Origin of the sequence: Pseudomonas sp. R32, from assembly GCF_009866705.1 — a bacterium.
Lineage (GTDB): Bacteria > Pseudomonadota > Gammaproteobacteria > Pseudomonadales > Pseudomonadaceae > Aquipseudomonas > Aquipseudomonas donghuensis.
In genome coordinates this window covers 221,811-242,955 of sequence record NZ_CP019396.1, presented here as the reverse complement: position 1 = coordinate 242,955, position 21,145 = coordinate 221,811, and the positions used below count along the sequence as shown (strand labels likewise).

The window sequence follows — 21,145 nt, the reverse complement described above, 5'->3', positions numbered from 1 at the left end:
GGACATGGTTTACAGGCTCATACGCATGGTCAGTCGCTCTCCTCTAGCAAACGGGCGATATGTTGCTCGGCCAGGGCCGGGCCGACGCTCATGCCGACGCCGCTGTGCATCAGCGCGGCGCTGATACCCGGCGCGACCTGCAGCAAGGAAAACGGCCCCGGCCCGCCAGAACCATAGACGCCCTGCCAGCGTTCGACCACTTCGATGCGCCCGCCCAGGGTGTGCTCGGCCAGCTCGAGCATCCAGTTGTCGACCTGCTCGGCGTTGAACGGTGAAGCATCGCTGCCATAGGCATGGGAGTCGCCAATGATCAGCTCGCCATGGGGTGTAGGGCTGATCAGCAGGTGGATGCCGTGCTCCAGCAGGTGCGGGCTGTTGGCCTGCAGTTGCGCTTTAAGCGCCTGGGCTTGCGCCAGGTCGGCGAAGGCGCCGTAGTGTACGCAGCTCAGGCCGGTCAGCAATGCGTGCTGCAGGTCGAGCTTGAAGCGCGGCCGGGCACGCAGCATCTGTAGACGACAAATCTGCGGCTGCAGGGCAGCGATGGGTTCGGCGAGCAGGGTCTGGTAGTCGTGACCGGAGCAGACCACCACCTGTTTGGCGTTGAAATCCCCCGCCGTGGTCGACACCCGCCCCGGTTCGATACCGCGCACCAGGGTAGAGAAATGAAACTGTACATCCAGCACCTGCTGCAGGAAGCGGATCAGGCTCGGCAAGGCTTCGCGTGAATACAACTGCTGGTCTTGCAGCCCGCGCAAGGCGGCGCGGTGGTGGCGGAACTGGCCGCCATACAGGTCGTTCAGGTCGGCGCCGCTGAGCAGTTGCACCTGGTAGTCATGTTGTGGCGCACGCTCGGCGCAGAAGGCTTCGAGCAGTTCCAGTTCCAGCGCGGTACGGGCAAACAGCAGCGAGCCATTGGCCTTGAGCTCGAAGCCGGCCTGCTGCGCCCAGTGCTTCCAGATGCCGCTGCTGGCCTTGGCCAGCTCGAGCATCTGGCCGGGCGGCTGGCCGGTGACCAGGGCCTGGCCGAAGTTGCGCACCGAAGCGCCCAGGGGCGTGGCGCTGCGCTCGAAGACCCGCACCTTGAGCCCACGCCGGGCGGCGGCGTAGGCATGGGACAGGCCGAGGATGCCGGCGCCGACGATGAGTAGATCGGTCATTTGAGGTTCCTTGAAGAATTCGTCGCCCCCATCGCTGGCAAGCCAGCTCCCACAGGTACTGCATACACCGATCCTGTGGGAGCTGGCTTGCCAGCGATGAAGTCAACGCAGTGTTACTGCTGCGCCACCTTCTCCGACTTGCCGTCATAGCGCTTGCGCCACTCGGCGAGGATGCTGTCGCGGTTCTTCGAAGCCCAGGCGAAGTCGTTCTTGATCAGGCGCTGCTCGTAGTCGGCCGGCAGTTCGGTCTGCGGCTTGGCGATACCGGGCTGGGCCAGGACGGCGAAGTTTTCCTTGTACAGCTCCATGGCCGCCGGGCTTGCCGAGAAGTCGGCCAAACGCTTGGCCGCGTCTTCATGCTGGCTGCCCTTGATCACCGCAGTGGCTTCGATCTCCCAGCCCAGGCCTTCCTTGGGCAGGACGATGTCCAGCGGCGCGCCCTGGCGCTTGAGCTGCACGGCCGGGTATTCGAAGGAGATACCAATCGGGAATTCACCCGCCGCCGCCAGCTTGCAAGGCTTGGAGCCGGAGTGAACGTACTGGCCGATGTTCTGGTGCAGGCCGTCCATGTACGCCCAGCCCTGTTTCTCGCCGAAGGTCTGCAACCAGGCGCTGACATCGAGGAAGCCGGTGCCGGAAGACGCCGGGTTGGGCATGACGATCTTGCCCTTGTACTCGGGCTTGGTCAGATCCTGCCAGCTCACCGGCTTGCTCAGGCCCTGTTTCTCGGCCTCGACGGTGTTGAAGCAGATGGTCGCGGCCCAGACGTCCATGCCCACCCAGGCTGGCGGGTTGGCGGCATCGCGGTAGTTGGCGCCGATCTTGCCGAGGTCTTTCGGTGCATAGCTTTGCAGCATCCCCTGCTGGTCGAGGATGGCCAGGCTCGACGCTGCCAGGCCCCACACGGCATCGGCTTGCGGGCGGTCTTTTTCGGCCAGCAGTTTGGCGGTGATGATGCCGGTGGAATCCCGCACCCATTTGATTTCGATGTCCGGGTTGGCCTTCTCGAAGGCTTGCTTGTAGCTCTTGAGCTGTTCGGCTTCGAGTGCGGTGTAGACCGTCAGCTGGGTGTCGGCGGCGTAGGCCTGCACACTGAACGCAGTGAGGACGGCAGCGGCAAGAGCAAGTGGCTTGAACATGATGCGGTTCCTTTGAACGGTACAGGTTGGGAGAGGCAATCAGTGACCCGGCGCGCGCTGGCGCCAGGCTTGGGAGCGTTGCAACAGGCCGCGCGAGGCCCAGGCCAGGAGCAGCGAAACGGTGGCGCTGGTAAGCAGGATCAGGGTCGACATCGCCGCGGCACCGCCGACGTTGCCGGCGTCATCCATGTTCAGTACGGCGACCGCGGCGAGGATGGTGTCGGGGCTGTAGAGGAAGATCGCCGCCGACACCGTGGTCATTGCCGAGACGAACAGGTAGCGGATGATGTCGAGCAATGCCGGCAGGCAGATCGGCACGGTGACCCGCAGAAAATGCCGGTACAGCGGCGCCTTGAGCGACAGCGCAGCGGCCTCGAACTCGCCATCGAGCTGGCGCAGGGCGGTGGTCGCGGTCATCTGCGCGGTGGTCAGGTAGTGGGCGATGGTGCACACCACCAGCAGCGCCATGCTGCCGTAGAACACATGCAGCGGGTTGCTGGCGAGGTTGAAGAAGAACACGTAGCCAAGCCCCAGAACCAACCCCGGCACCGCCATCGGCACGAAGCTGAGCAGGCGCAGCAACAGGTTCAGGCCGCGCTGGCCCTTGGTTTTTTCCATCAGGTAGGCGCCGGTGAAAATCACCGCGCTGCCGATCAGCGCCGTGCCCAGGGCCATGGTCAGACTGTTGCGGTAGGCCAGCCAGCCGCCACCGGCGGTTTCGTCGAACTGGTAGTGCTTGAGCGACAGCGACAGGTTGTAAGGCCAGAACTTGACCAGCGATGAGTACACCGCCATGCCCACCACCAGCAACAGCACCGCGCAAATCAGTATGACCACGGCCAGGAAGCAGGCATCGCGGCGCCGCGAAGGCTGTGGCTGGAACACCTGGGCACGGCCGCTCATCGAGTCGCCCTGGCGGCGGCGCAACCAGGCATCGACGGCAAAGCTGAGCAGCGCCGGCACCAACAGGACCATACCGATCAAGGCACCGCGGCCGAACTGTTGCTGGCCGACCACGGCCTTGTAGGCCTCCAGCGCCAGCACCTGATAATCGCCACCGACCACCACTGGCACACCGAAATCGGTGATGGTCAGGGTGAACACCAGGCAGAAGGCGGCGAACACCGCCTGCCGGGTCGCCGGCCAGGTGATGCTGTGAAAGGCGCGCCAAGGCCCGGCCCCCATGCTCGAGGCGGCGTCGAACAAATGCGCATCGGCCAGCGACAGGGCTGAAAGCAGGATCATCAGCGCATGCGGGAAGGTGTAGATGGCCTCACCGAGGACAATGCCCCAGAAGCCGTAGATATTGTCGCTGAGCAGCCCGCGCAGCAGGCCCTGATTGCCGAACAGGTAGACCAGGGCAATGGCCGGCAGCATCGATGGCGCCAGCAACGGTAGCAATGAGATGCCGCGCCACAGGCCTTTGGCCGGGATCAGCGTGCGCTGCAGGGCGTAGGCGAACAGGTAGGCCAGCGGCACCACAATGGCTGCAACGCTGAGCGAGACTTTCAGGCTGTTGCCCAGCAACCAGTGGAAGTTGGCACTGGCAAACAATTCGCGGGCGGCAACCAGGCCACCGCCCTGGCCGGTATCACTGCTGAAACCGCGCCAGAAGATCGCCAGCAGTGGCATCAGGACCGCGACGGTGAGCAGAAGCAGCAGCAACCACTTGCCGCCGACCACGAACAGTCGATCCCCCAGCGATACACCGGTGCGCTGTGCTGCCTTCGCGTGTGCGATCGGCATGGCGATTGGCGCAGCCATCTCAGGCAAACACCTGCAGGCTGCGCGGCGGCAAGGCGACCCAGATGTCCTGGGAGCCCAGGCGCGGCATCGACTCGGGGGCGACTTCAGCAAGCAGGGCATGGCCTGGCAGCTCGTTGAATTCGAAACTCATGCGACAGCGATTACCCAGGAAAGTGATCTCGCGCACCCGTGCCGGAAACAGGTTCTCCTCGTGCACCGGCGGGTTGACGCTGATCGCTTCCGGGCGGCAGAACAGGCGACCGCTACGGGCCTGGCCGGCACCGTCGACCAGGCGCATGTTCAGCGCACCGACCTGGGCATGGCTGTCGCTGTGACGCTGGAACGGCAGCCAGTTACCCTGGCCAACGAACTCGGCAACGAACGGCGTGGCCGGCTTGTCGTAGATTTCCTGCGGGGTGGCGTACTGTTCGACCTGGCCGTTGTTCATCACCGCAATGCGGTCGGCCATCAACATGGCTTCGTCCTGATTGTGGGTGACCATCAGGGTGGTAATGCCGAGCTGGCGCTGCAGCTGGCGCAGTTCGCTGCACAGGTGCTCGCGAACCCGCGCGTCGAGGGCCGACATCGGCTCATCGAGCAGCAGCAACGAAGGTGCCGGGGCCAGGGCGCGGGCCAGGGCCACCCGCTGTTGCTGGCCGCCGGAAAGCTGGCCGGGGTACTTCTTCTCGCTGCCGCTCAGGCCCACCAGCTCGAGCATCTGCGCCACCCGCTGGCGCACTTCGTCACGGCCACTGCCAGCCAGGCCGTAGGCGATGTTGGCTTCGACGGTAAGGTTGGGGAACAGCGCGTAGGACTGGAACAGGATGCCATAGTCACGAGCCTGGGGCGGCAGCTCGGAGATGTCGCGCTCACCGATGTACAGGGTGCCGCGGTCCTGGCGCTCCAGGCCTGCAATGCAGCGCAGCAGGGTGGTCTTGCCACAGCCGGACGGGCCCAGCAAGCACACCAGCTCCCCGGCAGCGACGTCGAGGGAAACATCATGCAGGGCGGTAAAGGCGCCGAAGCGCTTGTGGATACCGCGCACCTTCATCTGTGCGCCTGGGTTTGCGACCGCAGTGTTCATGGCAGAACCTCATCGAACGAATGAGGGTCATGCTAGGCAGGCAATGCGAAGGTTCTGTGGCGCAGAGGCAAAAGTTGCCGATAGTGGTATAGGCAGATTTTGGTGTGATCTCGGTTGGCAAGGCTGCGCCTTGCATCGCTGGCAAGCCAGCTCCCACAGGTCCAGTGCATGCAGTACCCTGTGGGAGCTGGCTTGCCAGCGATTATCTATATCTCTACCGCCGCAACTTCCTGAGCCAACCCCAGAAACGCCGCCGGCAAGCGCGCCTGGCGCCGCTCCTTGAGGCAATACAGATACTCATGCATCACCGGCGCACCCTCCAGGCTCAGCACCCGCAGCTCGGGGTTATGCGGCACTTCATGGCGGGCAATGATGCTGATGCCGATATTGCGCAGCACCGCCTCGCGAATCGACTCGCGGCTGCCGATCTCCAGCAGCGACCCAACCTTCACCCCCGCCGCTTCCAGCATCTGTTCGGTCAGTTTGCGCGTGGTCGAACCCTGCTCACGCACCAACAGGCAATGCCCGGCCAGTGCCGACAACGGCAGCGACTCACGGCTGGCCAACACATGGTTACGATGCACCGCCACCACCAGCGGATCGGTACCCAGCACCCGCCGTACCAGGCGCACATCCTCGACCAGTTGCGAAGACGCGGCCAGATCGACCCGATAGTCTTCGAGCAACTCCAGCACCTGCTGGGAGTTGCCGATCTCCACCGACACCTCCACCTGTGGCAGGCGCTCGCGGAAGATCTTCACCAGGTCGAGGATGTAATACGGCGCCGTGGCGGCGATGCGCAAACTGCCCTGGCCCTGGCCGCTGTTGCGCAGGAAGAACTCGATATCGGCTTCCTGCTGCAGCAGCGCCTTGACCATCGGCAACAGCCGCGTGCCGTCGTCACTGAGGGTCAGGCGCCGACCGCCGCGGTAGAACAGCTCCACCGCGTACTGGCTTTCCAGGTTGCGGATCTGCGTGGTTACCGTCGGTTGGCTGAGCCCGAGTTTCTTCGCCGCCAGGGTAATGCTGCCCAGGCGGGCAACCATGTAGAAGGCCTTCAACTCGGAACTCAACATACATCCTCTATTTACGCAGCAGGCGCAGGCCGTTGAAGACCACCAGCAAACTCACGCCCATGTCGGCGAACACCGCCATCCACATGGTTGCCATGCCGGCGAAGGTGACCGCCAGGAAGATCGCCTTGATCCCCAGGGCCAGGACGATGTTCTGGGTCAGGATCGCCGCACTCTGGCGCGAGAGCCTGACGAAGGCCGGGATTTTGCGCAAGTCATCATCCATCAGCGCCACGTCGGCGGTCTCGATGGCAGTGTCAGTACCGGCCGCAGCCATGGCAAAACCGATCTCGGCCCGGGCCAGGGCCGGCGCATCATTGATACCGTCGCCGACCATGCCGACCCGATGGCCCTGGGCGTACAGGTCTTCGATGGTCTTGAGCTTGTCGGCCGGCAGCAGGTTGCCATGGGCCTGGTCGATACCGACCTGGGCGGCAATGGCCTGGGCCGTGTGCGGATTGTCGCCGGTCAGCATGACAGTCTTGATACCCAGCTCATGCAGTTCGGCAATCGCCTCGCGGCTGCTGTCCTTGACCGTGTCGGCGACGGCGAACAGCGCCAGCGGGCCGGACTTGTCGAGCAGCAGCACGACGGTCTTGCCCTGGCGCTCGAGGGCATCGAGCCGGGCTTCGAGCTGCGCCGAGCACAGGCCCAGTTCTTCGACCAGGCGATGGTTGCCCAGGTGATACAGCTCGCCGTCAATCTCGCCGCGTACGCCGCGACCGGCCAGGGCTTCGAAGGCCGTCACCTCGCTCAGGGGCAGTTGCTGCTCTGTGGCGAACACGGCAATGGCACGGGAGACCGGGTGGTCGGAGCGGTCGGCGAGGCTTGCGGCCAGCGCCTGGGCACGGCCTTCGAACAACGGCTCAAGCACTTCATGGTCGGTTTGCACCGGCTTGCCATGGGTGATGGTGCCGGTCTTGTCCAGGGCCAGGAAGTCGAGCTTGCGCCCGCCTTCCAGGTACACCCCGCCCTTGACCAGGATGCCTTTGCGCGCCGCCGCAGCCAGGCCGCTGACAATGGTCACCGGGGTAGAAATCACCAGCGCACACGGGCACGCCACCACCAGCAATACCAGGGCGCGGTAGATCCAGTCGAACCAGGCGCCAGCCATGAACAGCGGCGGAATCACCGCTACCGCCAGGGCAAAGGCGAACACGGCCGGGGTGTAGATGCGCGAGAACTGGTCGACGAAGCGCTGGGTCGGCGCCCGCGCGCCCTGGGCTTCTTCCACGGCCTTGATGATCCGTGCCAGGGTCGATTGCCCGGCCGCCGCCGTGACCCGGTACTCCAGCGCACCGGCCTGGTTGATGGTACCGGCGAACACCTTGTCGCCCGGGCCCTTCTCTACCGGCAGGCTCTCGCCAGTGATCGGCGCCTGGTCGATACTTGACTGGCCGCTGACCACCTCGCCGTCCAGGCCGATGCGCTCGCCGGGACGCACCCGCACCAGCGCGCCCAGGGCGACCTGCTTGACGTCCAGCTCACGCCACTGGCCATCGGCTTGCTGCACGGTGGCGAGGTCCGGGCTCAACTGCATCAGGCCGCCGATGGCGTTACGCGCGCGGTCCAGCGAGCGTGCTTCGATCAGCTCGGCGACGGTGAAGAGGAACATGACCATGGCCGCTTCCGGCCACTGGCCGATCAACACCGCACCGGTCACGGCGATGCTCATCAGCGCGTTGATATTGAGGTTGCCGTTCTTCAGCGCGATCCAGCCCTTTTTGTAGGTACCCAGGCCGCAGCTGAGGATCGACACCAGGGCGACCAGGGCCACCACCCAGGAAGGCGCCAGCTCGGCGAAATGGATGGCCTCGGCGCCCAGCGCCGCCACACCGGCCAACGCCAGCGGCCACCAGTGCTTTTTCGCGGGCGCAGGTGTAGCGCCAGCTTCCTCGGTGGCATCGCTCAGCGGTTCAGCCTGCATGCCCAACGAGGCTACGGCCTGCTCGATGACGACAGTGTCGGCATGGGTATGGCGTACACCGAGGATGCGGTTGATCAGGTTGAATTCCAGCTGCTCGACCCCCGCCAGCTTGCCCAGCTTGTTCTGGATCAGCGTCTGCTCGGTCGGGCAATCCATGGCCTCGATGCGGAAACGGCTCAACCGCGCACCGGCGCTACTCGCCTCGCTCAGCTGCACCAGCGCCGGCGCGGCGTCGTGGGAACAGCAGCTGCTGTGGGCGTGCTCGGCATGCTCATGCTTGGCGTGATCATGGCTGTGCTCATGATCGTGGGCGGCTTTACCTGGGGTGTGGCTGACAGGCTGGTTCATGGGTTCATCCTTAAATGTCCTGTTGCCAAGTGAACACCCTGTAGCCACTATAGGGTCAAGCCACTTGTCGAGGTATTTGCAGATGAAGATCGGAGAACTGGCCAAGGCCACCGATTGCGCGGTGGAAACCATCCGTTACTACGAGCGGGAAAACCTGCTGCCGGAGCCGGCGCGCAGCGAGGGCAACTACCGGATGTACACCCAGGCCCACGTCGAGCGCCTGACCTTCATCCGCAACTGCCGCACCCTGGACATGACCCTGGAAGAAATCCGCAGCCTGCTGCACCTGCGCGACAGCCCGGAAGACCAGTGTGAAAGCGTCAACGCCCTGATCGACGAGCATATCCAGCACGTCAAGGCGCGTATCGACGGCCTGCAGGCCCTGCAGGCCCAACTGCTGGAACTGCGTCAGCACTGCCATCCCAAGGAGGTCCAGTGCTCGATCCTGCAGCATCTGGAGGTCAATGGCGCGGTAACGGCGCCAGAGGCGGAGCATTCGCATGTGGGCAGGAGCCACGGGCACTGATTGAGGTGCCCGCTTGTGTCTTGAGGTAGGAATAGAATCAGAAGTGAGAGCGGTGAATGGCAAGCTGCACGCCGGTAGTGCTCAAAGCACGTGTGGGAGCAAAGCTGCCATTCACCTCTCCACTCTGGCCCGAGCCCGAACAGTTGATTGAGCGCCTCTCGAATCACAAGCGTGGGCCAAGCCAGAGCGCTCTCACAACTGAGTGTAAGAGGGTTCAGCCATGTTGTCTTCTGTTGGAATCGACACTGCCAAAGCCACTTTGGAAATCTGCATCAAACCTCAAAAAATCCGCTTCGAAGTGGCCAACAACTCCGCAGGCTTCGAGGCGTTGCTTGAGCGTCTGAAGGACTTCAAGATCAGTCGAGTGCTGATCGAAGCGACAGGCGGCTACGAGAAAGATGTGTTGATCGCCCTGGCCTCAGCAGGACTGGAAACCATCTGCATCAACCCAGCCCGTGCCCGAAAATTCGCCGATGCCATGGGTAAAAAAGCCAAAACCGACAAGATCGACGCCGAAGTCCTTGCGGACTTCGCTGCACACCTCAGCGCCCCTCAAGGCCAACCGGTCAGCCCTGAACGCGAAGAGCTGCGAGAGCTGGTGAAGCAGCGCGCCCAATTTGTGCAGAGCCGTGATGACGACAAGCGGCGTCGCCAGCAATGTCGCTCGGCAACAGTGATGGCCCACTTCGATGAGCATATAGAGCAGCTGAAAGTGCTGATCAAACGCCTCGACGAAGAAATTGATCAGGCGATGGTGCAACTGGACGATACCAGGGCGCGTCAGTTATTGGCAGTGACCGGAATCGGTCGGGTAACCGCCGCAAATCTGCTCGCCTCACTGCCTGAACTGGGACAGTTGGACCGCCGTCAGATCGCCGCGCTGGTGGGCGTAGCGCCTTACAACAACGATAGCGGTAGCCATCGAGGGCACCGCCAGATATGGGGTGGTCGGGCCCATGTAAGGCGAGTGCTGTACATGTCGAGCTGGATCATCATCCGTCACAACACAGAATTTAAAGCACGCTACGAAGCACTTCGGGAGCGTGGGAAGTGCGCCAAGGTAGCCCTCGTAGCCTGTATGCGGGTGCTGATCGTCAGGCTGAATGCAATGCTGCGGGACAATACCCCTTGGCGAGTGCAAACAGCCTGATCAAGACAGTTGCTCCCACAGTAATTTCAGACGGTTAATCAGACCGCCATCGGCGCCGTCATTGGCGCGTGGTGCTCGTAGCCTTCGAGGCTGAAGTCGCTCGGTTCGATCTTCTCCAGCCACTGCGGCTCGTACACGCCGGTCTTGGCGAATTCCGGCACGCGATCATTGATCACCAGCTTCGGCGCTGCCAGCGGCTCGCGCTTGAGCTGCTCGTTGAGCATGTCCAGGTGGTTCTCGTAGACGTGCGCATCACCGATGAAATAGGTGAACCAGCGCGGCGTGTAGCCGGTCAGGCGGCCCATCAGCGACAGCAAGGCAGCGCCTTCGGTGAGGTTGAACGGCGTGCCCAGGCCCAGGTCGTTGGAACGGATGTAGAGGGTCAGGGAAATTTCCCTGGTCTCGACATTCGGGTGGAACTGGTACAGCAGGTGGCACGGCGGCAGGGCCATCTCGTCGAGCTGGGCGCAGTTCCAGCCGTGGAACAGGATGCGGCGGCTGCCCGGGTCGTTGTGGATGGTGTCGATGCACTGGCGGATCTGGTCGATGGCCTTGTACAGCACGACGAAGGCTTCACCGTCTTCCTCGGCCTGGGCGATCTGCTGGAAGCCCTGGCTCCGGGCCAGCTCGATGGCGGCCGGGTTGCTCAGCGGGATGCGCTTGTAAGCCGGCCATTGGCGCCATTGCACGCCGTAGATCTCGCCGAGGTCGTCATGGCCCTGGCGGAACGGGTTGGCCAGCCACTGGGCGTTTTCGTTGGCGTTCTGATCCCAGACCTTGCAGCCCAGCTCGCGAAACTCGCCAGCGTTCTTCACGCCGCGCAGGAAACCGACCATCTCGCCGATCGCCGACTTGAACGCCAGCTTGCGGGTGGTGATGGCCGGAAAGCCCTTCTGCAGGTCGAAGCGCAGCATGGCGCCCGGCAGGCTGATGGTGCGGATGCCGGTACGGTTACCCTGCAGGGTGCCGTTTTCGATCACGTCACGGACCAGATCTAGATACTGTTTCATGGCTTACCTGTAGCTAGGACGGCAGGGGATCGCCCTGCCGTGGAAATTCAAACGGCGGCCTTGGCCGTGGGTTTGCGGTTATAGGCCCACCAGATCAGGCCGATGCCGCCGAGGATCATCGGCACGCAAAGCAACTGCCCCATGGTCAACCAGCCAAAGGCAAGGTAGCCAAGCTGGGCGTCGGGTACCCGCACGAATTCGACGATAAAGCGGAAAATTCCGTAGAACAGCGCGAACATGCCGGAAACTGCCATGGTCGGACGCGGTTTGCGCGAGTACAGCCAGAGAATCAGGAATAATGCCACACCTTCCAGGGCGAACTGGTACAGCTGCGACGGGTGACGTGGCAGCTGGGCCGGGTCGCTGAACGGCGGGAAGACCATGGCCCACGGCACGTCGGTGGCCTTGCCCCACAGCTCGGCATTGATGAAGTTGCCGATACGCCCGGCGCCCAGGCCAATCGGCACCAGTGGCGCGACGAAGTCCATCAGCTCGAAGAACGACTTGTTGTTGCGCTTGCCGAACCACAAGGCCGCGAGCATGACGCCGATGAAGCCGCCGTGGAACGACATGCCGCCCTTCCATACCTCGAAGATCAAGGTCGGGTTGGCCAGATAGGCGTGCAGGTCATAGAACAGTACGTAGCCCAGGCGACCACCGACAATCACCCCCATCGACAGCCAGAACACCAGGTCGGAGAGCTTCTCGCGGCTCCAGGTCGGGTCAAAGCGGTTGAGGCGACGCGAGGCCAGCAGCCAGGCGCCGCCGATACCGACCAGATACATCAGGCCGTACCAATGGATTTTCAGCGGACCCAGGGCCACGGCCACTGGATCGATCTGCGGGTAAGGCAGCATGGTGACTCCTCTCGTTAAAGCAAAAAGCTCAAGCCGACGCAGAACAGCAGCGTGGCAAACAGCCGTTTGAGCAAGCGTGGCGACAGTTTATGCGCCAGGCGCGCGCCGAAGCGGGCGAAAAACATGCTGGTCAGGGCAATGCCCAGCAGCGCCGGCAGGTACACGAAGCCCAGGCTGTGCGCCGGCAGGTGCGGGTCATGCCAGCCCAGCCAGATGAAACTCAGGGCACTGGCCACGGCAATCGGGAAACCACAGGCCGACGAAGTCGCCACCGCCTGCTGCATGGGCAGGCTGCGCCAGGTCAGGAACGGCACGGTCAACGAGCCGCCGCCAATGCCGAAGATTGCCGAGGCCCAGCCGATCACGCTACCCGCAACCGTCAGCCCGGGCTTGCCGGGGATGCCGCGGCTGGCCTTGGGCTTGAGGTCCAGGGCCATCTGCACGGCGATCACCAGGGCGAACACGCCAATGATCTTTTGCAGCATCGGGCCCTGGATCGCCGAGGCGGTTTTGGCGCCGATACCGGCGCCGATCAGTATCCCCAGGGTCATCCAGACGAAGATCGGCCACTGCACCGCGCCCTTGCGGTGGTGCTCGCGAATGGCATTGACCGAGGTAAAGACAATGGTCGCCAGCGAAGTCCCCACCGCCAGGTGGGTCAGCACCGAAGCGTCGAAGCCTTGCACAGTGAAACTGAGCACCAGCACCGGCACGATGATGATGCCACCACCAACGCCGAACAGCCCGGCCAGCACGCCTGCGCAGGCGCCCAGCGCCAGATAGAGCACGAATTCCATTGCCGCCCCCCGTAAATTCAGTCCGGCATGGTAACGGAAGGTAGGCCTGCGGCTCTAGTGAAGACACATTAAGTCGATGGATCGCGTCGGACGCTATGGGTAGAGTGGGCAAAAACACAGAGGCCCACCTATGTGCCTGATCGTTTTTGCCTGGCGGCCGGGGCATGCCCAGCCGCTGATCGTCGCGGCCAACCGTGATGAGTTCTACGCCCGCCCCAGCCGTGTGCTGGGGGCCTGGGAGGATGCGCCCGGGGTTTACGCCGGGCGCGACCTGGAAGCCGGCGGCACCTGGCTGGGTGTCGGGCCCAATGGCCGCTTTGCGGCGCTGACCAATATCCGCGACCCGCATCAGCCCCAGGGCGCCCGGTCGCGGGGCGAGCTGGTGGCGGCGTTCCTGCGAGGTGAGCTGGGGGTCGAGGCTTATCTGGATCAGGTCGCCAGCCGTAGCCAGCAGTATTCGGGCTTCAACCTGCTGGTCGCCGATAACGCACAACTGGGTTACCTGAATGCCCGACAACCTACGCCGCAGGTGCTGGGCGAAGGGGTTTACGGCGTGTCCAATGCCGGGCTGGATACGCCCTGGCCGAAGCTGCTCAAGGCGCGGGCGGGGTTGCAGCAGCACCTGGCCGATCCGCAGCCCGAGCGCTTGCTGGAGCTGCTTGGGGATAACTTGCCGGCGGCGGACAGCGAGCTGCCGGAGACCGGCGTGGGGTTGGGGACCGAGCGGTTGCTGTCGAGCGTGTTTATCGCCAGCCAGAACTACGGGACGCGGGCCAGTACGGTGCTGATTGTCGAGGCGGATGGTCGGCGGCGGTTGCTGGAGCGCAGTTTTGGGCCGCTTGGCGGGCATCTGGGGGAGGTGTGTTTGCAGGTCTGACGCTATCGCTGGCAAGCCAGCTCCCACAGGGTCGGTGAATGCAGGTCCATTGTGGGAGCTGGCTTGCCAGCGATGGGCTGCAAAGCAGCCCTAAAATCACAAGGCCTTGCCCACCCCGGGCCCGATCATCCGCGCCAGGCCCAGGTTCTTCAGGGCCAACTGCAGCGAACTGTGGATAACTTGCGGGTTGTCGATGCTCATGGCCTGGGCCAGCAGCTCCTTGGATTTGCTCAGGCTGACCTGACGCAGCATCCACTTCACCTTGGGCAGGTTGGTGGCGTTCATCGACAGGCTGTCGAAACCCATGGCCATCAACAGTACCGCTGCCGCCGGGTCACCGGCCATTTCACCGCAGATGCTCACCGGCTTGCCTTCGGCGTGGGCGTCGCGCACCACGTTCTGCAGGGCCTGGAGCACCGCCGGGTGCAGGTAGTCATAGAGGTCGGCGACGCGCGGGTTGTTGCGGTCCACCGCCAGCAAATACTGGGTCAGGTCGTTGGAGCCGACCGACAGGAAATCCACCTGGCGTGCCAGCTCGCGGGTCTGGTACACCGCAGCGGGGATCTCAACCATCACTCCCACCGGCGGCATCGGCACGTCGGTGCCTTCGTCGCGCACTTCGCCCCAGGCCCGATGGATCAGGTGCAGGGCTTCTTCGAGTTCGTGGATACCGGAAATCATCGGCAGCAGGATGCGCAGGTTGTTCAGGCCTTCGCTGGCCTTGAGCATCGCGCGGGTCTGCACCAGGAAGATTTCCGGGTGGTCGAGGGTGACGCGAATACCGCGCCAGCCGAGGAACGGGTTGTCTTCCTTGATCGGGAAGTACGACAGCGCCTTGTCACCGCCGATATCCAGGCTGCGCATGGTTACCGGCAGCGGGTGGAAGGCCGCCAGTTGCTCGCGGTAGATCGCCAGCTGCTCTTTTTCACTAGGGAAACGCTGGTTGATCATGAACGGTACTTCGGTACGGTACAGGCCGACTCCTTCGGCGCCACGTTGCTGGGCGCGGGCGACATCGGCGAGCAGCCCGGTGTTGACCCACAGCGGCATGCGGTGGCCATCGAGGGTTACGCAAGGCAGTTCACGCAGGGCGTCGAGGCCCTGGGCCAGCTGGCGCTCTTCTTCGACCACTTCGGCGTACTGCTTGCGCAGCACTTCGCTGGGGTTGGTGTAGACCTCGCCCTTGTAGCCATCGACGATCATGTCGATGCCGTCGACCTTGGAGTACGGCAGGTCAACCAGGCCCATGACGGTCGGGATGCCCATGGCCCGGGCCAGGATAGCGACGTGGGAGTTGCCTGAGCCCAGTACCGAGACCAGGCCGAGCAGCTTGCCTTCCGGCACCTCGCCGAGCATCGCCGGAGTCAGTTCTTCACTGATCAGAATGGTGTTGTCGGGATAGACCAACGACAGCTGACGGGCCTCCTGCAGGTAGGCCAGCAGTCGCCGGCCCAGATCCTTCACGTCGGAAGCCCTCTCGCGCAGGTAGGCATCGTCCATCAGCTCGAAGCGATTGACGTGCTCGCCGACCACCTGGCGCAGCGCACCCTGGGCCCACTGGCCGGTCTTGATCACCTGCACCACTTCACCGCCCAGGGCCGCGTCTTCGAGCATCATCAGGTAGACGTCGAACAGCGCGCGCTCTTCCGGGCGCAATTGGGTGGCGAGCTTGGCGGAGAGGTTGCGCATGTCTTCGCGCACCCCTTCCAGGGCGTTGTTGAACAGAAGCAGCTCGGCGTCGATGTCATCGACGGTCTTGTCCGGCACCACGTCGAGGTCGGCCGGCGGCAGCATGACCACCGCCTTGCCCACCGCAGCGCCGGGTGAACCGGGTACGCCGACGAACTTGGCCTCCTGGATACCCTTGCCCTGACGGCCCAGGCCGCGGATCGAGCCGGTGGCCTCGGCGTGGGCGATAACCCCGGCGAGCTGCGCGCTCATGGTCACCAGGAAGGCTTCTTCGCCTTCATCGAACTGACGGCGCTCCTTTTGCTGGATGACCAACACCCCGACCACGCGGCGGTGGTGGATGATCGGTGCACCGAGGAAGGAGGCAAAACGCTCCTCGCCGGTTTCGGCGAAGTAGCGATAACGCGGGTGATCGGCGGCGTTTTCCAGGTTCAGCGGCTCTTCCCGGGTACCGACCAGGCCGACCAGGCCTTCGTTGGGGGCCATGCTGACCTTGCCGATCGAGCGCTTGTTCAAGCCCTCGGTGGCCATCAGCACGAAGCGGTTGGTCTCGGGATCGAGCAGGTAGACGGAGCAGACCTGACTGCCCATGGCCTCTTTTACGCGCAACACAATGATCCCCAACGCCGTCTTGAGATCCTTGGCGGAGTTAACTTCCTGGACGATCTTGCGCAGCGTATTGAGCATGGCTCGGGGTCGAACTCCGTCGTCAGTCGCGCGCCAGCAGGCGCGGGGCAAGCTCTTTGAGAGCGCGGCGGTAAACCTCGCGCTTGAATGTCACCACCTGGCCCAGCGGATACCAATAGCTGACCCAGCGCCAGCCGTCGAACTCCGGTTTACCGGTCAAGTCCATCCGCACCCGCTGCTCGTTGGAGACCAGGCGCAACAGGAACCATTTCTGTTTCTGGCCGATGCACAGCGGTTGGCTGTGGGTACGGACCAGGCGTTGGGGTAAACGATAACGCAACCAGCCACGGGTGCAGGCAAGAATTTCAACATCATCTCGCTCCAGCCCCACTTCTTCGTTCAGCTCGCGGTACAGGGCATCTTCCGGCGTTTCCTCGGGGTTGATACCTCCCTGGGGAAACTGCCAGGCATCCTGGTTGATCCGTCGAGCCCATAGCACCTGCCCAAGATCATTCGTCAGAATGATCCCGACATTGGGGCGAAAACCATCGGGGTCGATCACGGCAGCAACCTCGCAAACGCATGTCACGGCATTGTTCCACAAAGGTCACGAAGCCAGCAACGCGCCTGTTTACCTTATGTGCACCGTTGTGAAAAGTCCGTATTCTGTGGGACTTTTCAGATGTTATGCGAGTGACTTAAATGCGCCTGGCTTTATTCGATCTGGACAATACGCTCCTTGGTGGCGACAGCGACCACGCCTGGGGGGATTACCTATGCGAACGCGGCATTCTCGACCCGGTCGAGTACCAGAACCGCAACGACGCTTTCTATCAGGACTACCTGGCCGGCAAGCTGGACCTCAGTGCCTACCTGAACTTCAGCCTGGAAATCCTCGCGACCACGGAAATCGCCCAGCTCGACGAATGGCATCGCGATTTCATGCGCGATTGCGTCGAGCCGATCATCCTGCCCAAGGCGCTGGCCCTGCTGAAGAAGCATCGGGATGCCGGCGACAAGCTGGTGATCATCACCGCCACCAACCGTTTCATCACCGGCCCGATCGCCAAACGCCTGGGCGTTCAGACCCTGCTGGCCACCGAATGCGAAATGGTCGACGGTCGTTTCAGCGGCCGCAGTACCGATATACCGTGCTTCCGTGAAGGCAAGGTGACGCGCCTGAACCGCTGGCTGCTGGAGAACGGCTATAGCCTGGATGACAGCTACTTCTACAGCGACTCGATGAACGACCTGCCACTGCTGGAAAAGGTCACAAACCCGGTGGCGGTCGACCCCGACCCGAACCTGCGTGCCGAAGCCCAGAAACGCGGCTGGCCAGTGATCAGCCTGCGCGATTGATGCGTGAGTGGCCGCTGCCTCCCCGGCAGCGGCCTCAGCTTGGCTTGGCGACCATCATGTAGAAAATCACCATGAACGCCAGGAACGCCGGCCAGCCCAGGCCAAACCACCAGCGCATGTAGCTGGCCGCCTTCATCGGCATCGCCACACCGTCGCGCAAGGCCTGCTCGGCCAACCTGTGCACGCGAATCTGCAGCCACACCACCGGCAGCCAGCAGATGCCGGCAAACACGTACAAGCCAAAGCTCCACATCAGCCAGCTCTGGTGCGGCGGCCACCCGGCCAGCAACACCAGGCCGATGCCGCTCAATGGCTGGAACACCGCAGTGGTCGCGGTAAATGCCCAGTCGGCGAACACCAGGTGCTTGAAGGTCGTCGCGATTACCTCGACCTTGCCGGTACGCCAGGCGCGCAGTGCATAGTAGGCCGAACCGGCACCGAGGCCGAACAGAACGGTAGAAGACAGGATGTGCAGGGTTTTGAGCAGCAGGTAAGCACTCATCGACGCGGTTCAGTCCATAGAAGCCAAAGGGTAGCCACCATCATCACCAGGTTCTTGGCGACGGCAGCGTAGGGGTCAAACCAGTAATGCGGCAGCACCACGCTGATGATCAGCGTGTAGCCGAGCATCAACAGCAGTTGCGCCTGCAGCGCCCGGCGTCGCCAACGGCGCAGCAGCAGGCCGATGCCGAGGACGAAATCGCACAGTGAGCCGGCAATTACCGCCAGGGTTGCCGCAAAGCCTTGCAAACCGGCTTCGGCAAGAATACGCAGGCCCCAGTCATGGCCAGGGCCAAGGCTGACCACGGCAGTGCCCAGCCAGATCAGCACCAACACCGCCAGCATTAGCGGTCGTAACGCCAGCTGGCTGCTCTGGGCGGCGCTCGGCCAGGTTGCCAACCGCGAGGCCAGCGGCGCGCAGCGATAACCGCAGTGCCCGGCGAGGATATCGGGGTCGGCGCAATTGTCGCGCCGGGCCATGCGCAGGCTCTGGCTGTTCAATGCCCGCCAGCCGAGGCGATCGCCAAGCCAGACCGCAGGCCGAGCGAGCATTGACGGCACTTCAAGGTAGCGGGCTGGCGCCCAGCCCTGTGCTGCACGCAGGCTATCCAATACTTGGGCCAAGGTCATTTGCTGCGGGCCGACCAACGGCACGACGCAGGGCTGCGCCGGCCACTGTCGCATCAGCGCCAGCACCGCCGCACTCAGGTCGTCGATGTGCAAGGGTTGCAACTGCGCCTTGAGGCCCAGCAGCGCAATCATTGGCCAGGGTGACAAGCGCGCCAGCCACTGGCTGCTGGTGCCGCCGGCCCCGAGCAGCAGCGACGGGCGCAGCACCACGGCCGGAATGCCCAGCCCCAACAGGTAATCGTCTGCACGCGCCTTGCTGGCCAAAAAGGGCACATCCGCCTGTTCACCGGCGCCCAGCGCAGAAATCTGCAAAACCCGCACGCCACGCTGCGCCGCCAGGTCGAACAGCGCCCGGGTGCCAATGTCCTGGGTTCGCGACAGCTGGCCTTCCTGGGTGCTGAGCACACCGGCGGCATTGATCAGCAGGTCGATACCGGCGGGAAGCGCATAGGCCGTTGGCTCCAGCGCCAGCCGGTCGAGGTCGAGGATTTGCCAGGTAACCCCGGGCAGCGACGCTGGCTGCGCATGGCGGCTGGTCGCGAAAACCTGATGGCCAGCCATGTGCAAGGCCTGCAGAAGATGGCGGCCAACGAACCCCGTGGCCCCCACCAGTAACACCTTCATGACGATCCTTATCGTTTAAACCGGCTTGGCACCCATCAGCCCGGCGATGGCGATGAAACACACACCGCTGAACACTGCCAGCGCCAGGGTGAATTTCGGGTTGCCCACGGTCGGCGCCGTGCGCAGGCGATTGACCCGCACCAGCAGCCAGAACCAGCTGAACGCACCGACGGTGTAGATCACACTGGAACCCAGCACCCAGGTCTGGCCCAACGGCCAGCCGATCAGGTGTACCAGCCACCAGCCGGTGAACGGCATGCTCACCAGGCAAATGCCCATCAACAGCCAGACAAACACCAGCGGCCGAGCCATCAGCCGCGTGTGGGCACTGGCATCACCCTTGCGGCGCGCGATAAAGGTCCAGATCGCCAGCCCCAATGCGCTGCCCAGCAGCAACACGGTGGCCAGAATGTGGGCGGTTTTCAGGGTCGTCAGCAGTTCCATTTCTTTTATCTTCCTCAGGCATTGCCCAAAAGCGTAGACGCTCAGCCCAGGAACAGCCGGTACGCCGGGTTATCGGTTTCGTCCCAGTACGGGTAGCCGATCTTGGCCAGCGCCGCCGGCACCAGATGGCGCTCATCATCCGGCACCTGCAGGCCGGCGACCACGCGACCATCGGCCGCGCCGTGGTTGCGGTAGTGGAACATCGAGATGTTCCAGCGCCCACCCAACTTGTTGAGGAAGTTGAACAGCGCACCCGGGCGTTCGGGAAACTCGAAACGCAACACCAGCTCATCGCTGACCCGCGCCGCATGGCCGCCGACCATATGGCGGATGTGCAGCTTGGCCAGTTCGTTATCGGTCAGGTCGAGGACCGGGAAGCCTTGCTCGGTCAGGCTCTGGATCAGCGCACTGCGCGGGTCGGTATCCGGATGGGTCTGCACACCGACGAAGATGTGCGCCTCGCCGTCGGCATGGTAGCGGTAGTTGAATTCGGTGATCTGGCGCTTGCCCACCGCCTCGCAGAAGGCCTTGAAGCTGCCGGGCCGCTCGGGGATGGTCACGGCGATGATGGCTTCACGGCCCTCCCCCAGTTCGGCACGCTCGGCGACATGACGCAGGCGGTCGAAGTTGACGTTGGCGCCGGAATCGATGGCGACCAGGGTCTGCCCGGTCACCCCGTTGAGTTCGACGTACTTCTTGATCCCGGCAACGCCCAAGGCGCCGGCAGGTTCGGTGATCGAGCGGGTATCGTCGTAGATATCCTTGATTGCCGCGCAGATCTCGTCGGTACTGACGGTGATCACGTCATCGACATACTGCTTGCAGATGTCGAAGGTGTGCTGACCGATCTGCGCCACTGCCACACCGTCGGCAAACAGCCCGACCTGCGGCAGTACCACACGCTCACCCGCTGCCATGGCGGCCTGCAGGCAGTTGGAGTCGTCCGGCTCGACGCCGATCACCTTGATCTGCGGGCGCAGGTACTTCACGTAGGCCGCGATGCCGGCAATCAGGCCGCCGCCGCCAACCGGAACGAAGATCGCATCCAGCTGCCCCGGGTGCTGACGGAGGATCTCCATGGCCACGGTGCCCTGCCCGGCGATGGTGAGCGGATCGTCATAGGGGTGGATGTAGACGAAGCCTTTCTCGTCCACCAGCTTCAGCGAGTACGCCAGCGCTTCCGGGAACGTATCACCATGCAGCACCACCTTGCCGCCGCGCGAACGCACGCCTTCGACCTTGATCTCGGGGGTGGTCTTGGGCATCACGATGGTGGCCTTGATCCCCAGCTCACGGGCCGCCAGGGCCACGCCCTGGGCATGGTTGCCGGCCGATGCGGTGACCACGCCACGGGCCAGTTCTTCAGCACTGAGCTGGGCCAGTTTGTTGTAGGCACCGCGAATCTTGAACGAGAACACCGGCTGCAAGTCTTCACGCTTGAGCAGGATGTTGTTGCCCAGGCGCTTGCTCAGCTGGCCGGCGGTCTGCAACGGGGTTTCGACGGCAACGTCGTAAACGCGCGAGGTGAGGATCTTCTTGACGTACTGTTCGAGCATCGGGAAAGCATCACTGAGCGGTTG

Annotated in this window: 19 protein-coding genes; 4 read left to right on the top strand and 15 right to left on the bottom strand. The window is 63.5% G+C overall.

Going from position 1 to position 21,145, the window contains the following annotated elements:
* Window positions 1-29 precede the first annotated feature (29 nt).
* The 6 genes from PspR32_RS01065 to PspR32_RS01040 all read right to left on the bottom strand — a co-directional run bounded on the left by PspR32_RS01065 (window position 30) and on the right by PspR32_RS01040 (window position 8,474).
* Entirely contained in the window at window positions 30-1,157 is a 1,128-nt protein-coding gene (locus PspR32_RS01065) for a TIGR03364 family FAD-dependent oxidoreductase (protein WP_100782604.1), read from the bottom strand.
* A gap of 113 nt (window positions 1,158-1,270) precedes the next feature.
* Entirely contained in the window at window positions 1,271-2,296 is a 1,026-nt protein-coding gene (locus PspR32_RS01060; protein ID WP_010222153.1) for a putative 2-aminoethylphosphonate ABC transporter substrate-binding protein, read from the bottom strand.
* 39 nt (window positions 2,297-2,335) lie between these two features.
* Window positions 2,336-4,060, bottom strand: coding sequence for a putative 2-aminoethylphosphonate ABC transporter permease subunit (locus PspR32_RS01055; protein ID WP_159387980.1), 1,725 nt, complete (start codon window positions 4,058-4,060; stop codon window positions 2,336-2,338).
* 1 nt (window position 4,061) lies between these two features.
* Window positions 4,062-5,126, bottom strand: coding sequence for a putative 2-aminoethylphosphonate ABC transporter ATP-binding protein (locus PspR32_RS01050; RefSeq protein ID WP_159387979.1), 1,065 nt, complete (start codon window positions 5,124-5,126; stop codon window positions 4,062-4,064).
* A gap of 206 nt (window positions 5,127-5,332) precedes the next feature.
* Window positions 5,333-6,202 carry a LysR family transcriptional regulator gene (locus PspR32_RS01045; RefSeq protein WP_159387978.1) on the bottom strand — a complete coding sequence of 290 codons (870 nt, stop codon included), beginning with the start codon at window positions 6,200-6,202 and terminating at the stop codon, window positions 5,333-5,335.
* 7 nt (window positions 6,203-6,209) lie between these two features.
* Window positions 6,210-8,474 carry a heavy metal translocating P-type ATPase gene (locus tag PspR32_RS01040; protein WP_159387977.1) on the bottom strand — a complete coding sequence of 755 codons (2,265 nt, stop codon included), beginning with the start codon at window positions 8,472-8,474 and terminating at the stop codon, window positions 6,210-6,212.
* A gap of 82 nt (window positions 8,475-8,556) precedes the next feature.
* On the opposite strand from PspR32_RS01040, the gene cadR reads away from it, so the two are divergent.
* Together cadR and PspR32_RS01030 are read left to right on the top strand one after the other, a co-directional pair.
* Window positions 8,557-9,000, top strand: a complete 444-nt coding sequence (gene cadR, locus PspR32_RS01035; protein ID WP_010222147.1) for a Cd(II)/Pb(II)-responsive transcriptional regulator — start codon at window positions 8,557-8,559, stop codon at window positions 8,998-9,000.
* A 220-nt stretch (window positions 9,001-9,220) separates the two neighbouring features.
* Window positions 9,221-10,150 (top strand): IS110 family transposase, encoded by a 930-nt coding sequence (locus PspR32_RS01030; RefSeq protein WP_159387976.1) that lies wholly within the window; start codon window positions 9,221-9,223, stop codon window positions 10,148-10,150.
* Window positions 10,151-10,188: 38 nt separating this feature from the next.
* Here the strand turns inward: PspR32_RS01030 and PspR32_RS01025 are convergent, their stop codons facing one another.
* From PspR32_RS01025 to PspR32_RS01015, 3 genes are read right to left on the bottom strand one after another with little or no spacing between them, the layout of a single operon-like run.
* A complete protein-coding gene (locus PspR32_RS01025; protein WP_010222146.1) occupies window positions 10,189-11,160 on the bottom strand; it encodes a thymidylate synthase in 972 nt (323 codons plus the stop codon).
* 47 nt (window positions 11,161-11,207) lie between these two features.
* Entirely contained in the window at window positions 11,208-12,017 is an 810-nt protein-coding gene (gene lgt, locus PspR32_RS01020; protein ID WP_036995377.1) for a prolipoprotein diacylglyceryl transferase, read from the bottom strand.
* 14 nt (window positions 12,018-12,031) lie between these two features.
* Window positions 12,032-12,814 carry a sulfite exporter TauE/SafE family protein gene (locus PspR32_RS01015; RefSeq protein WP_010222143.1) on the bottom strand — a complete coding sequence of 261 codons (783 nt, stop codon included), beginning with the start codon at window positions 12,812-12,814 and terminating at the stop codon, window positions 12,032-12,034.
* Window positions 12,815-12,944: 130 nt separating this feature from the next.
* Between PspR32_RS01015 and PspR32_RS01010 the strand changes: the two genes are divergently transcribed.
* A complete protein-coding gene (locus PspR32_RS01010; RefSeq protein ID WP_010222142.1) occupies window positions 12,945-13,691 on the top strand; it encodes an NRDE family protein in 747 nt (248 codons plus the stop codon).
* A 96-nt stretch (window positions 13,692-13,787) separates the two neighbouring features.
* Here PspR32_RS01010 and ptsP read toward each other — a convergent pair whose 3' ends face one another.
* Together ptsP and PspR32_RS01000 are read right to left on the bottom strand one after the other, a co-directional pair.
* Window positions 13,788-16,067 (bottom strand): phosphoenolpyruvate--protein phosphotransferase, encoded by a 2,280-nt coding sequence (gene ptsP, locus PspR32_RS01005; RefSeq protein ID WP_010222141.1) that lies wholly within the window; start codon window positions 16,065-16,067, stop codon window positions 13,788-13,790.
* 22 nt (window positions 16,068-16,089) lie between these two features.
* Window positions 16,090-16,569, bottom strand: coding sequence for an RNA pyrophosphohydrolase (locus PspR32_RS01000; protein WP_010222140.1), 480 nt, complete (start codon window positions 16,567-16,569; stop codon window positions 16,090-16,092).
* A gap of 140 nt (window positions 16,570-16,709) precedes the next feature.
* Between PspR32_RS01000 and PspR32_RS00995 the strand changes: the two genes are divergently transcribed.
* A complete protein-coding gene (locus tag PspR32_RS00995; RefSeq protein WP_010222139.1) occupies window positions 16,710-17,366 on the top strand; it encodes an HAD family hydrolase in 657 nt (218 codons plus the stop codon).
* A 34-nt stretch (window positions 17,367-17,400) separates the two neighbouring features.
* On the opposite strand, the gene PspR32_RS00990 is transcribed toward PspR32_RS00995, so the two are convergent.
* From PspR32_RS00990 to ilvA, 4 genes are read right to left on the bottom strand one after another with little or no spacing between them, the layout of a single operon-like run.
* Window positions 17,401-17,868 carry a DUF2269 family protein gene (locus PspR32_RS00990; RefSeq protein ID WP_010222138.1) on the bottom strand — a complete coding sequence of 156 codons (468 nt, stop codon included), beginning with the start codon at window positions 17,866-17,868 and terminating at the stop codon, window positions 17,401-17,403.
* Entirely contained in the window at window positions 17,865-19,121 is a 1,257-nt protein-coding gene (locus PspR32_RS00985) for an SDR family oxidoreductase (protein WP_010222136.1), read from the bottom strand. Before PspR32_RS00985 ends, PspR32_RS00990 begins: the two co-directional genes overlap by 4 nt.
* Before the next feature lie 15 nt (window positions 19,122-19,136).
* On the bottom strand, window positions 19,137-19,565 hold the full coding sequence (locus tag PspR32_RS00980) for a DUF2269 family protein (protein ID WP_159387975.1): 429 nt from the start codon (window positions 19,563-19,565) through the stop codon (window positions 19,137-19,139).
* A gap of 41 nt (window positions 19,566-19,606) precedes the next feature.
* Window positions 19,607-21,121, bottom strand: a complete 1,515-nt coding sequence (gene ilvA, locus PspR32_RS00975) for a threonine ammonia-lyase, biosynthetic (RefSeq protein ID WP_036995369.1) — start codon at window positions 21,119-21,121, stop codon at window positions 19,607-19,609.
* Window positions 21,122-21,145 lie beyond the last annotated feature (24 nt).